Origin of the sequence: Chryseobacterium jejuense, from assembly GCF_017877355.1 — a bacterium.
GTDB lineage: Bacteria > Bacteroidota > Bacteroidia > Flavobacteriales > Weeksellaceae > Chryseobacterium > Chryseobacterium jejuense_A.
On record NZ_JAGIPR010000005.1, the window covers coordinates 419,404 to 433,150 of the forward strand.

14 protein-coding genes are annotated in these 13,747 nt (G+C 35.3%); 3 read left to right on the forward strand and 11 right to left on the reverse strand.

The genetic code is table 11. The features are described from left to right. Positions 1-94: 94 nt before the first annotated feature. The 7 genes from J2772_RS13040 to J2772_RS13070 all read right to left on the reverse strand — a co-directional run bounded on the left by J2772_RS13040 (position 95) and on the right by J2772_RS13070 (position 5,159). Positions 95-382 carry a hypothetical protein gene (locus tag J2772_RS13040; protein WP_209917291.1) on the reverse strand — a complete coding sequence of 96 codons (288 nt, stop codon included), beginning with the start codon at positions 380-382 and terminating at the stop codon, positions 95-97. A 422-nt stretch (positions 383-804) separates the two neighbouring features. Then, complete coding sequence (locus tag J2772_RS13045) at positions 805-975, reverse strand: hypothetical protein (RefSeq protein WP_209917293.1); 171 nt, start codon at positions 973-975, stop codon at positions 805-807. 193 nt (positions 976-1,168) lie between these two features. Then, a complete protein-coding gene (locus J2772_RS13050) occupies positions 1,169-1,723 on the reverse strand; it encodes a hypothetical protein (RefSeq protein WP_209917295.1) in 555 nt (184 codons plus the stop codon). Positions 1,724-1,727: 4 nt separating this feature from the next. Then, positions 1,728-2,411, reverse strand: coding sequence for a hypothetical protein (locus J2772_RS13055; protein ID WP_209917297.1), 684 nt, complete (start codon positions 2,409-2,411; stop codon positions 1,728-1,730). A 69-nt stretch (positions 2,412-2,480) separates the two neighbouring features. Next, a complete protein-coding gene (locus J2772_RS13060) occupies positions 2,481-3,071 on the reverse strand; it encodes a DUF2589 domain-containing protein (protein WP_209917299.1) in 591 nt (196 codons plus the stop codon). A 358-nt stretch (positions 3,072-3,429) separates the two neighbouring features. Then, on the reverse strand, positions 3,430-4,467 hold the full coding sequence (locus J2772_RS13065; protein WP_209917301.1) for a patatin-like phospholipase family protein: 1,038 nt from the start codon (positions 4,465-4,467) through the stop codon (positions 3,430-3,432). 191 nt (positions 4,468-4,658) lie between these two features. Next, positions 4,659-5,159, reverse strand: a complete 501-nt coding sequence (locus tag J2772_RS13070; RefSeq protein ID WP_209917303.1) for a M15 family metallopeptidase — start codon at positions 5,157-5,159, stop codon at positions 4,659-4,661. A gap of 260 nt (positions 5,160-5,419) precedes the next feature. Here J2772_RS13070 and J2772_RS13075 point away from each other — a divergent pair, with 260 nt between their 5' ends. Continuing rightward, entirely contained in the window at positions 5,420-6,691 is a 1,272-nt protein-coding gene (locus J2772_RS13075; RefSeq protein ID WP_209917305.1) for a Y-family DNA polymerase, read from the forward strand. A 47-nt stretch (positions 6,692-6,738) separates the two neighbouring features. Continuing rightward, positions 6,739-6,984 (forward strand): hypothetical protein, encoded by a 246-nt coding sequence (locus J2772_RS13080; RefSeq protein ID WP_209917307.1) that lies wholly within the window; start codon positions 6,739-6,741, stop codon positions 6,982-6,984. Between the two features lie 6 nt (positions 6,985-6,990). Here the strand turns inward: J2772_RS13080 and J2772_RS13085 are convergent, their stop codons facing one another. Next, the gene (locus tag J2772_RS13085; protein WP_209917309.1) at positions 6,991-7,602 is read right to left on the reverse strand and encodes a YdeI/OmpD-associated family protein; all 612 of its coding nucleotides are present in this window, start codon (positions 7,600-7,602) and stop codon (positions 6,991-6,993) included. A 6-nt stretch (positions 7,603-7,608) separates the two neighbouring features. Next, the gene (locus tag J2772_RS13090) at positions 7,609-8,742 is read right to left on the reverse strand and encodes a serine hydrolase domain-containing protein (protein WP_209917311.1); all 1,134 of its coding nucleotides are present in this window, start codon (positions 8,740-8,742) and stop codon (positions 7,609-7,611) included. Positions 8,743-8,840: 98 nt separating this feature from the next. On the opposite strand from J2772_RS13090, the gene J2772_RS13095 reads away from it, so the two are divergent. Next, positions 8,841-10,169 (forward strand): M48 family metalloprotease, encoded by a 1,329-nt coding sequence (locus J2772_RS13095; RefSeq protein ID WP_245365218.1) that lies wholly within the window; start codon positions 8,841-8,843, stop codon positions 10,167-10,169. 144 nt (positions 10,170-10,313) lie between these two features. Here J2772_RS13095 and J2772_RS13100 read toward each other — a convergent pair whose 3' ends face one another. Beyond that, on the reverse strand, positions 10,314-11,849 hold the full coding sequence (locus tag J2772_RS13100) for a hypothetical protein (RefSeq protein ID WP_209917316.1): 1,536 nt from the start codon (positions 11,847-11,849) through the stop codon (positions 10,314-10,316). A gap of 82 nt (positions 11,850-11,931) precedes the next feature. After that, positions 11,932-13,473: a glycine--tRNA ligase gene (locus J2772_RS13105; RefSeq protein WP_209917317.1), complete on the reverse strand. Its 1,542-nt coding sequence runs from the start codon at positions 13,471-13,473 to the stop codon at positions 11,932-11,934. Between the last annotated feature and the right edge of the window lie 274 nt (positions 13,474-13,747).

Below are 13,747 nucleotides of genomic sequence, written 5' to 3' on the forward strand. Positions count from 1 at the left end.
TGGGCTTAATGCGACAAAATGTGTCGTGTTTTATTTTTTGAAAAAGAAATATTGAAAATTAATATCATTCTATCTTCTGCAATTTAAAGCGTTTTTACAGTTCATCTTCCCATTCCTCAGCGTAGCCATGTGATGTTAAGGTAAAAAGGACTTCTCCTTTTTCAGCGTCTATAATAACAAAGTGAGGAATGGGTTCTAGGTATCCTTCAATGTCATAATTGACAACAAAAATATTTAGTTTAGTGTCTTCATATTTTCCATATCCAATCCTTTTTTGTTCTTCGTAACGGACTTTATCTTTTTCAACAATAAAAATATATTCTCTTTTTCGATCCTGTAAATATTGTTTCACTATTTCTAATGCTTTTTCTTTAGTTATCATGCTATTATTTTTTATCAGCCTGCTTCCGATATCTGTTTTCTCAATAAAAGTACTGAAACTTACTATTAAAGATTTTCATCTCTTTCATTTTTCTGTTATGAATAGTAGTAATTATTTTTTACAATGGGTTAAAAAAATAATAAGCCACAGAAATACTGTGGCTTATGAAATATAGAATATTGTGATTGGGTTATGAAGCTTTATAAGATCACTTCAGAATCTATGGTCCTGTTTTTAGTGGTCACAAACCGAATTTCCACGTGATTTATATTTTTCAGACATTGTTCTGGCTGCCCAAGATTTTGTGAATGGTGAATTCAAAGGTGTTGAGAATGTTTAATGAGACTGCTGTGTGCGTATTATAGAGATTTCGAGGATAAAATTGGACAGCATCAGAACTTGTCTTGTTTTAAAACTTTTATTTAAAAGACATCTTCTTCAAGAATGTCTTCTTCAAAATCTTGCCTGAAGAAATTTTCAATGTCATTGAGATAGTTTTCATAATCCATCTCTGCATTTTCGATGTCACTCCATTCCACGGTGTAGAGATCTTCATCGAAGAGTATATCTGTGTTGTGATTGGATGTTTTCATGTTTTGTATTGTGATTTGGTGTTGGTTAATTTCTGAACATATTCCGGACTGTTCAGCATAGATCAATGTTGAATTCAAAAGCTTTTATTAATTGTTTTTGTGTTCTTGTTTATATTTCAAAAGTAATCTAGGGAAGCGTCAAAACTTGACGCATAAAAAAAATAACTCAAAAGAATTTTGAGTTATTTTAGTTTTAAGAAAAATCGTTAATATCTATTTCATCAGCAATGAGCATAATGATGTCCATTTCAGAAAGCATTGATTTAAGTTTGATGCCTCCTAATTTTAAATCATTATCAGAAAGGATGTGTGACCAGACTTTCTGTACAAAATCTTCAAATGTTATTTCTGAAGTATAACGCGGACTTGTTGTTTGCACTGCTAAAGCCAGTATTTGCTTGGTAATATCTCTGCATTCATTCATTTTTGTTTCATGAGGCAGTAATACATTAAGCACACAGTTTTGTGCATCGTGAAGAAGATTTGCAGTAACCTTGAGTTGGTTTTTTTTAGCATTAAAATTTCTATCATCACTAATTTTGCCTGCCAGGATCTTACTTCTGAAACCTGCTATTTCCGAAACTTCACTAATGGTGTTCGTAGAAAGAATATCCTCTACAGACTTCAGCCATGAAAGCATTCTCTCAACAAAAAAAGGATCTTTTTTCTCCAATGAAGAAACAATACCTGGAAACTCCAGCAGCTGATCCTTTAACTGGGAAACTAAAATAAACTGTGATTTTTTCATTCTATTATTCAGGGATAAGTGTTTCTATAATATTTCCATTGATATCTTCATATCTAGACCATTCCATTCCTGCTTCACTCACACTCATTTTAGCGAAAATCAGGCATTTGGCATCCAGTTGCATCAATTTGCTTGCCTCTACAATAATCTCCCGGTTATCTAACTTTTCAATAACTCTTCTGGCTTCCAAAATAATTCTGTTGAAAAGGCTTTGCAGTAAAAGCTGGGGATCTGTATTCTTCCATGAAAAATTGGGAAGAGAACGACAGTATTCTACGGTATATTTTGAAATAGGCTCAAAATACTGTATTTGAGTATCGGTGAGGGTAGGTTTGTTTTCAGCCTTGATCTTCGTTATATAATCATTATAACTAAGCTCCTGATTGGCCAGAAAATTTCTTAAATTCTGATCATTTTTTATGTCAGAAGGATTATAATCTGTTGCTGCTACTTTGGTAATTTCTTCATAAGAAAAATCTTTGAAAGGCAAGATAGGGGAGTTTCCTGCTGTAGCAAAAGGAATAGTAAGGTCTACTGTTCCCACTTTCATTCTTGGAATGGAAAAATGCTTCAGTAAATCATCTTTAGCATATTCTTTTGCTATTTCTACAGTCTGTAAGTCTGTCATTTTTCTGGCTGCAGCAATTTCAGAGACAATACCTCCTAAGTATTCATTCAATTTTGGCATGATAAGTTTTTTTTAATTGATAATGATTTTTTAAAAGGATGGCTGCCGGAGCAGCCATCCTGAAAATAATTAAGGAGTAGTAGTAGCCGGTGCTGCAGAAGCAACAATAGCATCTTCTAACATATCCATAATTTTTGAAAGACCCGCAGGTAATTCGTCATTTACAGCTTTTACATGTACACCCAACGTATAAGTTTTTTCTGTAGTTGAAGTACTTGAGTTGGTTTTCTTATAAGAAGCTGAAGCATTGAATTTAACTTTCCAGAACTTAGCGCTGATAGAAGCACTTCCCTGGAATTCACTAGCAATACTCTGAGTTTCCACAGAATTAAGCTTGGCGTTAAAATCAATAGTCATTTCATCAATTCTTAAAGACGGAATTGAAAGCATACAAAGCAATGGGACACTTAATTTTACTTCTGATTTTACTACGTTTTCATTGTTTTCAGCTGTGCTGGGAACTGACTTTGTATAGATAAAATCCACATATTTAAGCTTTTTAGCTCCTCCTTCTGGAGACCCTTCTTCAAAACCGACTTCTTTAATGAAATTTACTTGTGACATGGATGCGTCATGCTGAGCCTTGATAGCTGCCTGCATAGGCCCTCCGATGTAAACACTGAAATCTAAACTGTTTAATTCTTGTACTAAATTTGCCATAATTCTAAAATTGTTAAGGTTATTAATTGGTTAATAATATATAGTAGTGCTAGCAGACTAATATTCAATATTGGGCAATAGATATCCTGTTCAGTATTTGATGAACTGAAGATTATTATTAAAAATAATAAGGATAATGTAAGTTTGGAATAAGCTTATTTAGCTTTGGTTTCCTTGGTTATTTTGTTTATTTAAAGATAGTTGACTAAAGCGTCAAAACTTGTCGTGTTATAATTTATTTTCATTTTTATTTCATTTTTGATGAATATTATAAATTGACAAGGTAAAGTGTTTTAATTTGGTGAGAATTTTAATATAAGCTTTTAAGCTTATTTGGGCTTAATATAAGGTTAAAAGCTTATATTTTGTTTCTGATGAGTTTTTGGACAATTTGATTCAAGGTTTCCCTGTTATCATCAATATAGCTTAATCCAGCTTGTATCAAATTCTCAATATTAGAGCGTCTTACGTTATCCATTGCGGGAGAAGCATTTTTCAATGATGGATTCAGACGGTAATAATTTTTCTGATTTCTCAATCCTAAAGTCTGGAACATTTGAGAAAGCTGATAATCCACGGTTTCTGCATTAGCAGACATTAAAATATCAATAATTGGGCCTACCCAGCCAATTTTCCCAGCTTTTTCCAGTCTTTTAAAAGGATAAGGTCTGGCTTCAATTCCTGTTCCGATCGATATCATAATCATATCGTTAACTCCAGGATGATTGGCTTTCTGATGATTTTTTAAAACCTCTGCAAAAGGAATCTTTCTGGCTTCTGCGTAAGCACAAAGTGCAGGGTTATTCGCAAACATACCGCCATCAATCAGGCTGAAGATCTGCCCATACATAGATTTGATCTGTACCGGGCTGAAATAGGTTGGTGCTGCGGATGTTGCCCTGCAAACATCTTTTACATAGAAATTATCTGTGCTAAGGTGTGCTTCAGCTGAATTGAAAAGCTTAGCTCTTCTGTTTTCGATGTCATAACTTGTTATTAAACAGGGTTTTATTAATTCTTTTAGTTCTAGATTTCCAAAAAAGTCATTCAGGTTTTTCTCAAGAGCTTCCTGAGAAATTCTTTCATTTAATAATCCAAATGGATTAACCAGTTTTTCCCAAAAGGAAACCTGGAAGATATCACCGCCCTTTTCAGCATACAATTCCAATCCTTTCTGGATAGAATACTTTGCCTTACGAACTTCATCGGGACATAGAATAATAGAAGCAATCAGACCTCCTGTGCTGCTGCCTGCCACCAGATCAAAATAATCTCCAAGTTTAGCACTCGGTTTATCATAATACTGGAGCTGTTCTTCTATGTAGCGCAGAATAATACAGGTAATAATTCCCCTTATTCCGCCTCCGTCCAAAGAAAGAATGGTTGTCTTTTTCATGTTATTTTATTAATTGTTTTTTAAGAATACATTACAATATGACCCCCTGAGGAATTGATGATTTTGGTCAGAAAAATGATTGAATTCCATGCCTGGATCTTGTTGTTTTTAGTGATTTTCTTATAAAACAAAGGTAGGGCGGGGAAGCGACAGAACTTGACGTGTTTTATTTAATTTCCAATAAAAGAGAATTAAAGAACAATATAATTCTGCGGATCTCTGGGCATCTTCAAAAGCGCTCTCCAGCTTGTTTTTACAAGTCCTTTCTTCGATGGAATTGTCTTTTTTTCAAAGTGGGGAAGATCTTTAAAAGTTTTCCAGTTTCCGCCCCAATCCCAGCCATGTCTTGCGAAAATTTTTACACACTCATACCAATCGGCTACCCTATCATTATCCCAGTCTTTTACAGTATCCCAGCTGGCTGTTTTTCCATCAATCATCAGGCAGATGTCTACGGCAAGACCATAATTGTGAATACTCTGACCTGCTTTGGCATTCGTTACCTTTTTTCCGGATGTTATTCTTCCAATGGCATAAAGCTTTTCCTGCTCTTCAAAAGATCTTAATCCCTGGGTGATTCTTATCTTAGCTCTACCGGTAAGTGCTTCATCACATTCCTTAATAATTTGCTTTACTTCATCTCTTACCAAGGGGTGAAGTTTCTGAATTCTTTCTAATGTTACTTTATCCATAAATCTTTATCGTTTGAAACAAAAGTAGGAGTGGGAAGCGACAAAAATTGACGTGTTTTAATTAAAAATCAGCGAAGTTGAAGAATAATTCAGAAATTGTTTTTGAAAACAAAGCTATATACCAAATGCGACAAAACATGTCGTGTTTAAAAATAATATTTATTTGTTTTTCAATATGTTAAATGTGATGTTAATTCCGGATTAAAAAGTGTTTTTTTTCTTGAAAAATAATAATTTTGTATAGATAATTCACGATCATCATGTATGCTCTGGTAGATTGTAATAACTTTTTTGTTTCCTGTGAACGGACATTGGATCCTGACCTTGAAGGCAAACCCGTTGTGGTTCTTTCCAACAACGACGGATGTGTTGTGTCCCGAAGTAAGGAAGCGAAAGATCTGGGTATTCCTATGGCTGCTCCGGCCTTTAAATACAAAGATCTTTTCAAAGAGCATGATGTAAAAAGCTTTTCTGCAAAATTTGAACTCTATAATTATAAGAGTCAACAGGTCATCAATATAGCCCGTTCTTATGTTGTGGATTATGAAATCTATAGTATTGACGAGCTTTTTCTTGATCTGACAGGCTTTAAATACATAGATATCCACGAATATTGTTCTAAAATCAAAACCGAAATTCAGGAAAAAGAGAATATCCCTGTAAGTATAGGTATTGCGCCCAGTAAAACCTTATGTAAAGTGGCTAACAGAATTGTAAAGGATTTTCCAAAGCAATTTAATGGAGTTTATATTATGGATACTCCCGAGAAAATCGAAAAAGCGCTGAAATGGCTGAATATAGGGGACGTTTGGGGAATAGGAAGAAAGCTGGCCGCCAAAATGAATGACAGTGGGGTTTATAAAGCCTGGGACCTTCTTCAGAAACCTGAAATGTGGGTTCGGAAAGTAATGGGAATTCATGGGGTAAGAATGATTCATGAATTAAGAGGAATTCGTCAGCTGGAGCTGGATGCACCGTCTCCTAAAAAATCAATTGCTGTTACCCGAAGCTTTATGGAAATGCTTACTGATAAAGAAGCGGTTCGGGAGCGTGTAGAAACCTTTGGAATGTATTGTTCAGAAAGGTTACGCCGGCAGAATACCTGCTGTAAAATGATAACAGTCTTTGTACAAACCAACCGATTCAGAAAAGATCTTCCTGAATATAGAAATGCAATGACTCAGATTCTTCCCAATCCAACCAATTCATCTATATTGATTGGAAGAGTGGTGAATGAACTTTTTGAAGCAGTTTACAGGGATGGATTTCATTATAAAAGGGCAGGAGTGATGGTGAATGACTTTGTTCCTGAAGATCAGAGACAAATCAGCCTTTTTGAAGAAGATATACAAAATCAACACCTTCCTGTAATGAAAGCAATGGATGCTATGAACAGGAAATTCGGAAAAGATAAAGTCCGTCTCGGAAGCATGAGTGGTGAAAATACTTTTGGCCGTGCCCAATTATCTCCCGAATATGAAGCGTTCCTGAAAAAGAATACGCTGCCTGAAGCTAATTTTAGGTTTCATTAAGAATATTATTTAAAAAAATAATAAATAAAAGTCTTACTATCAGTGGCTTGCTAATTAAACTGGCTCAAGAAGATATTTCAAGTTATAACATTGTTGATTATTGGGATGCAGATATAACAGCCGTAGGATTGCAAAAAGGGAATGTATTGATTTATATTTCAGCTTTTGATTATAATAAAACAAATCATTATAGTATCATTATTGAAGAACTGGAAACGGGAAAAATATTGAAGCGGGAAGAGAAGACATTATATGATAGTCTTGTTAATAGTATTCAATTTTTTTTTAACTAAAATTGTTTACTTCTTTTCATACTTCCAGTTCCTGCCTTTTCCTTCTGTAACCCACTCCAAAGCTTGTTCCATTCTTTTATTTCGGGTAGCTTCTGTTTTAGCCTCTGTAATCCATGTGATATATTCTTTTCTGAAGGATGGTGAGGCTTTCTCAAAAATATCTAATGTTTTTGGCTGTGCCTGTAATGCAGATAAAAAATAATCTGGAATTTCCATTTCTGTTTTAGAAGGAGTCGCTTTTTTCAGGGTAACACCCATATCCGTAAGTTCTATGGCTTCTTTAATGGCTTTTTTTAGCTGGGGTTTTGAAGGAAGGTCTTCAATCTTTGTAATTTTTCCCAGGCTAAACATAGAATTCTTCTCAATATCCTGAGTGATTTCCTGCATGGTTTTCATTTCCTTCTCCAACCAGAACCCGAATGTGCAGTGTTGCTTGAAAGATGCCATAGCACAAAGGTTTTTACCCTTGTAGATAAAATGTGGAAAACTCCATTTCATGGTTTCTTCAGCATCAGGACAGTATTCATGAACGATTTCTCGGATATAGTGAAGAATGGGTCTAGCGAAATCCTGAGACTTTTCAATATAGCTATCTATTTTTGAGCTGTATTTTTCCATATTTTTTTATTGGAATAATTGTACGGTTTCATTCACAAGGAACCTCACCTGATCCGGTCTTCCTCTATCATTTTTAGGACTGTTGGAATAACTTCCGGTTTTCACGATCACCATATTATGCTCCGGAACCATAATGATATATTGCCCCTGAAGACCCAGAAAATAATAATGTTTGATAGGATTGTCATGATTGATCCAAAGCCCCATTCCATAAATATTTTCCGACTTTTCTGTCGGAGTTCTCATTTGCTCAATAAAATCTGTATTAAGGATCTGCTGACCTCCAACTTTACCATCATTCAGGAAGAGAAGTCCCAGTTTGGCAAAATCTTTTGCATTGGAATGGATGCAGCAATATGTTTTTTCTATTCCATAGTCATCTGTGCTCCATTTCGCATTTTGTTCCATTCCAAGTGGAGCCCAGAATTTTTCAGAAAGATAGCTTGCTAAGGGTTGTTTCAATGCTTTTTTTAAGGCAAAACCAAGAAGTTGTGTGGTCCCGCTTTGATATTCAAACCTTGTTCCCGGCTGCTCTTTAAATTTTCTTGAAAATACAGATTTTACAAGGCTCTTTCCATAATAAGCTTTGGCATTGGGAAGAAACGGATTATTGTAGTTTTCATCCCAATCGAGGCCGGATTCCATCTGAGCCAGATTTTTAAGAGTGACTTCATTTCCGAAAGTTTTCTCTTTAAATTCAGCATAAAAATCAGACAGTTTTTCATCAATATTGTTGATAAGCCCTTCCTCCATAGCTTTTCCCAAAAGCATGACAGTCACAGCTTTTGCCATAGAAAAAGAATTGGTTTGTGAAAGCTGATTATAGCCGTCCCAATATTGTTCGTGAATAATTTTACCATTCTTTATCACTACAAAAGATGCTGTTTTAGACTGTTTTAAATTATCAACTAAAACTTTAGGTAGTTCTTTTTTATTATATTCAGAATGTTCTTCCCATCGTTTGGGAGATCCTGCAGCAATAGGATTACTGGGAAACAGATTTCCATCATCAATATGGGCGCTTGATCTTCCTTTAAGGTAGGTTTTGGAAATACCACTGAATAAATAATCATATCCGAAAAAGTAAGCTGCCGCAGCTCCGGCTGCAGCCCCACCTATCATGTATTTTAGTATTCTCATTTTTTTGTCAATCGGTCTTTAACAAATTTAAAATAATTTGGGTGAAAAAATAAAAATGAATCATCAAATACATTATTTTTGTTTAATTGATGAAAAATATGACCAGAAAACTTATTGTATTGATGTGCTTCCTGCTGTCTGTAGCAGGAATTTCCCAGACTTATAAAGCAATAGATACTGCAGATTATCTTCAGCGGAAAGAATTCTTGAAAAATTTTACGGCTCATAACGAAAGTCTGATAAAAGGGCTGAGGTCAAAATATTCAGGAAGAACGGGTTCTGAAATGTCTAAAATTTATAAAGAATTCGGAACTGATTTTGAAAACCAGGTGAAAAATAAAGACTTTGTGTTCAAGTCTGAATTTGATGCCGTCATTAAATCTTTGGTAGAACGTCTCAGAAAGAATAATCCAAAAGTTCCTCAGGATCTTAAAATTTTGATTGCAAGAGATAATACTCCTAATGCTTATTGTCTAGCAGATGGAACTTTTGTAATCAATATGGGACTGTATAACTGGATGGATAATGAAGCCCAGGTTGCCGGTGTAATTTCCCATGAATTAGGGCATAAAATTGAGGATCATACTCTGAAATCTGTTCTGAATATTGTTGAACAGAATACTTTAGATAAATCTACGGTACAATATATCAAGGAAACAACAGACCAACGCAGCTTGGGGCGCAATGAAAAAGCATTTGATATTCTTAAAAACAGGATTTATAAAAAGAGTGTGGAAAAGAGAAAGCTTGAAATGCAGGCAGACAATCTTGGATATGTTATTTTTAAAAACAGTGATTTTAAGAAGAGCGAATTTATCAATGGACTACAAAAGCTTCAAACATTTGATACAATCTCTCCAAGAGAACTTAAAATAGAGACGTATAAAAAGCTTTTTGATCTTCCAAAGCAGGCTTTCAATGAAAAGTGGATGAAGAAAGAAGATTTTTCACTCTACAATTATAACTTTTATAAAGAAAAACTGAACAAAGACTCTTTAGCATCTCACCCTGAAATGGAAAAAAGAATCGAGAGTCTTAAAAAAACTTTTCCTGAACTGAATATTTCCGAAGAATCTGAAAAACCTTCAGAGGCCTATCTTGCTCTGAAAAGGACTGCAAGAATGGAGATTCTGCCGAACTATTTCCACTCTGAGGATTTCGGACTGGGGATTTATGTAGCGATGCAATTCCTTCAGGATAGTGAAGAAGAAAAATACTATAAAAATTGGCTGGGGAAATGTTTTTCTAAAATTTATGAAGCCAGAAAAAAATATAATCTGAACCGCTATTTGGACAGAATAGAACCTAAGAATCAAAGTGAAAGCTATCAGCAGTTCCTGAATTTTATGTGGAACCTAAGCCTGGATGAGATCAAAAATATTTCAGATTATTATCAGGCTAATGAGACGATTGTAAAATCAAAATAATGCTGAAACTTTATCTCTCTGATTTTGCAGATGTAGCAGATCTTTTTTATCCTTGACAAGGATAAAAACCTATCTCAAAGACGAGATAGGTTTTCTTTTTAAGATCATTTTTTTCGTAGAAGAATTCAAAATGATTCTATTTTATTAGTAGTTCAGTTTTTCTAAACGTATTTTATTGTATTTATCTTTTTTGTTGTATTCGCGGAGAAGAATATAACCTTCTTTGGCAACATAAGGCGTTACCTGATAGTTGTCTTTTTCGGAAATAGGAATAATTTCCTGCTTGAATTTACCATCAATAACGGTATTGATGAATAGGTTCCACTTTTTCTGTTGGGTTACTTCATCCTTTTGGTAATCGCGGTAGAAGAAAACCACATCTTTTCCATCGTTGAGGTATTGTGAGAACAGATAGTCGCTATTTACTGCCCATTTTGTTTTTTCTTTTTCCAGTACTTTAAGATCTTTGATCTTGAAATCTTTATCTGTATACAAATAGACAAGATCCGTTGTTTTTGGAGCGTTATATTGGCCGGCCGGTTTATATTTCTCGGAAAGAATACCTACACTTCCGTCACTCATGAAATATAAATCTTTAGTAAGAAGATAATATCCGCTTTCTACGTAACCATGGCCGTCAATTTTAGGTAAGTAGGGAACAAAATCAGGTTTATAGCTAAGGGCTTTCGTATCAACACTAAAATTTGATTTATTAATCATTAATCTGGAAAACCCTATATCATAATCGTTGGAAGCATAGTTTCTTCCTGTTAATACGATTTTATCATCGAAAGTTTTGTCATTGTCAATAGGGCTGTAATTGGAAATAAAAGTATCGATATTTTCGATAGTCTTATCTGTAATTCCTGTGATAGGATTATTGGCAACCTGCTTTCCAGTTTTCATATCAAGAACAAGAAGGCTGAATGTTTTGTTATCATCATCTACTTTTTTCAGAATAGAATAAATATAATTTTCATCTTTTTCCAGAGGTGTTAACGTAGAGAATACTTTTTTAGTACCATCTGTATTGTATTTATATCGCCATACTTCCTTTTTGTTCTCATCAAATTTCATCAGGCTGTTGTTGTTGATATATTTTCCGTAATCTTTGTACTCAACAGCAAAGTAACCACCCTCTTTGGTTTCTGCTACTGCCGAAACATAGTTATAGCCTTTTTCCTTTTTCTCGTCACGGTTTTCTTTACGCTGTTCTTTCCAGTTTTTTGGTTCATTGATCTCCTTGAAAGTGCCATCTTCCTGATAATCATAATATATTTTTCTGGTAATGGTATTAGTCTTCGGATTTATTACCATAGAAACAGGAGTGAATATTTCCCTGCTTTTGACCAAAGAATAATCCATCATGGATGGCTTTAGAATAATTTTTCCCTTGAAATCAACATATCCCCTATAAGAAGCTGCTGTGATGTCCCCTTCAAATTCCTTATTGGCAACAGGGTTGAGGTTCTTATCCAATATAACGTATTCAAATTTCTTGGTTTTATCTCCAGATTTTCCATAAGAATAGATGGAAACATAGCCGTAAAGATTGTCTTTATCATCAAACAGCGCGTTCATTCCTACATGGTCTCCTGCCGCTAATGTTGTTAAATCCTGGGTTTGGGAAAATGCAAATGTCTGGATAAGGGCAAACGCCAATAAAGTGATTTTTTTCATGGTTGAATTTTGGACTAAAATAATAAATTATAGGATATATTGAAGAAAAATATAAAAGCCCTGAAAAATCAGGGCTTTTATATTATATTTTAGAAAGTAGATTTCTGAAGTTGGTCTTCTCATCAATAATCCTTCTCAATTCTGAAACCGGAACTCTTTCCTGCTGCATTGTATCTCTGTCTCTTATGGTTACCGTATGATCTGTCAGTGAATCGTGATCTACCGTGATACAGTAAGGAGTACCAATAGCATCTTGTCTTCTGTAACGTTTTCCGATTGCATCTTTTTCCTCGTAGAATAAGTTGAAATCATATTTCAGATCGTTGAAGATCTTCTCAGCATATTCAGCTAAACCATCTTTCTTCATCAATGGAAGAATAGCCGCTTTAATTGGAGCTAATGCCGGAGGTAAAGATAAAACTGTTCTTTCTGAACCGTCTTCCAATACTTCATCTCTTAGGCAATGTGAGAAGATAGATAAGAATAATCTGTCTAAACCTACAGAAGTTTCCACTACATAAGGGATATAGTTTTCGTTTCTTTCAGGATCAAAGTATTGAAGTTTTCTTCCTGAGAACTTTTCATGAGCTTTAAGGTCAAAATCTGTTCTGGAGTGAATACCTTCCAATTCTTTGAAACCAAATGGGAAGTTGAATTCAATATCCGCTGCAGCATTGGCATAGTGAGCTAATTTTTCGTGATCGTGGAATCTGTAGTTGTCACTACCTAATCCTAATGCCAGGTGCCAGTTCAGACGTTTTTGTTTCCATTGCTCGTAGAATTCAAGTTCTGTACCCGGAGCTACAAAGAACTGCATTTCCATTTGTTCGAATTCACGCATTCTGAAAATAAACTGTCTTGCAACAATCTCATTTCTGAAGGCCTTACCAATCTGTGCAATACCGAAAGGAAGCTTATGACGTGAAGTTTTCTGTACATTCAAATAGTTTACGAAAATACCCTGAGCCGTTTCTGGTCTCAAATAAAGATCCATGGCGCTGTCTGCAGAAGCACCTAATTTAGTTCCGAACATTAAGTTGAACTGTCTTACTTCCGTCCAGTTTTTAGAACCTGTATCCGGATCAGCAATTTCAAGCTCTTCAATTAAAGCTTTTACATCAGCAAGGTCTTCATTTTCTAAAGATTTTGCCAGCCTGGAAAGAATAGCCTCTCTTTTTGCTCTGTATTCCAAAATTTTTGGATTTGTAGCAACAAACTGATCTTTATCAAAAGCTTCCCCGAATCTTTTCGCAGCCTTTTCGATTTCTTTATTCTCTTTATCTTCAATTTTCGCGCAGTAGTCTTCAACCAAAACATCTGCTCTGAAACGTTTTTTAGAATCCTTATTATCAATCAATGGATCGTTGAAAGCGTCTACGTGGCCTGATGCTTTCCATGTTGTTGGGTGCATAAGAATTGCTGAATCAATACCCACAATATTTTCGTTAAGCTGTACCATAGCTTTCCACCAGTATTGTTTGATATTATTTTTAAGTTCAGCACCGTTCTGTCCATAATCATAAACAGCGGATAAACCATCATAGATCTCACTGGAAGGGAAAATAAATCCATATTCTTTAGCGTGAGAAATTACTTTCTTGAAAACATCTTCTTGCTTTGCCATAATTTTTTTTACGTCTGATGTGCAAAAATATGAATTTGGATTCCAAAATCATGAAATTCAACAAAAAAAGCTATTAATAATACTGTAAATACTTTTATTTTCATTTTTAGAAGCCGGGAACCTGCTTTCGCTACTCGCTTTTTTCTTGAGTTTCGGGGGGGGGGGGGGGGGGGGGGGGGGGTGGGGGGGGGTTGGTGGGGGGGGGGGGGGGGGGGGGGTGGGGGGGGGGGGGGGGGGGGGGGGGGGGGGGGGGGGGGGGGGGGGGGGGGGGGGG

Bases quoted from the DNA above. Each gene is read 5' to 3' on its own strand.
- J2772_RS13040 (WP_209917291.1), bottom strand. From the start codon at position 382: ATGATAACTAAAGAAAAAGCATTAGAAATAGTGAAACAATATTTACAG.
- J2772_RS13045 (WP_209917293.1), bottom strand. From the start codon at position 975: ATGAAAACATCCAATCACAACACAGATATACTCTTCGATGAAGATCTC.
- J2772_RS13050 (WP_209917295.1), bottom strand. From the start codon at position 1,723: ATGAAAAAATCACAGTTTATTTTAGTTTCCCAGTTAAAGGATCAGCTG.
- J2772_RS13055 (WP_209917297.1), bottom strand. From the start codon at position 2,411: ATGCCAAAATTGAATGAATACTTAGGAGGTATTGTCTCTGAAATTGCT.
- J2772_RS13060 (WP_209917299.1), bottom strand. From the start codon at position 3,071: ATGGCAAATTTAGTACAAGAATTAAACAGTTTAGATTTCAGTGTTTAC.
- J2772_RS13065 (WP_209917301.1), bottom strand. From the start codon at position 4,467: ATGAAAAAGACAACCATTCTTTCTTTGGACGGAGGCGGAATAAGGGGA.
- J2772_RS13070 (WP_209917303.1), bottom strand. From the start codon at position 5,159: ATGGATAAAGTAACATTAGAAAGAATTCAGAAACTTCACCCCTTGGTA.
- J2772_RS13075 (WP_209917305.1), top strand. From the start codon at position 5,420: ATGTATGCTCTGGTAGATTGTAATAACTTTTTTGTTTCCTGTGAACGG.
- J2772_RS13085 (WP_209917309.1), bottom strand. From the start codon at position 7,602: ATGGAAAAATACAGCTCAAAAATAGATAGCTATATTGAAAAGTCTCAG.
- J2772_RS13090 (WP_209917311.1), bottom strand. From the start codon at position 8,742: ATGAGAATACTAAAATACATGATAGGTGGGGCTGCAGCCGGAGCTGCG.
- J2772_RS13095 (WP_245365218.1), top strand. From the start codon at position 8,841: ATGACCAGAAAACTTATTGTATTGATGTGCTTCCTGCTGTCTGTAGCA.
- J2772_RS13100 (WP_209917316.1), bottom strand. From the start codon at position 11,849: ATGAAAAAAATCACTTTATTGGCGTTTGCCCTTATCCAGACATTTGCA.
- J2772_RS13105 (WP_209917317.1), bottom strand. From the start codon at position 13,473: ATGGCAAAGCAAGAAGATGTTTTCAAGAAAGTAATTTCTCACGCTAAA.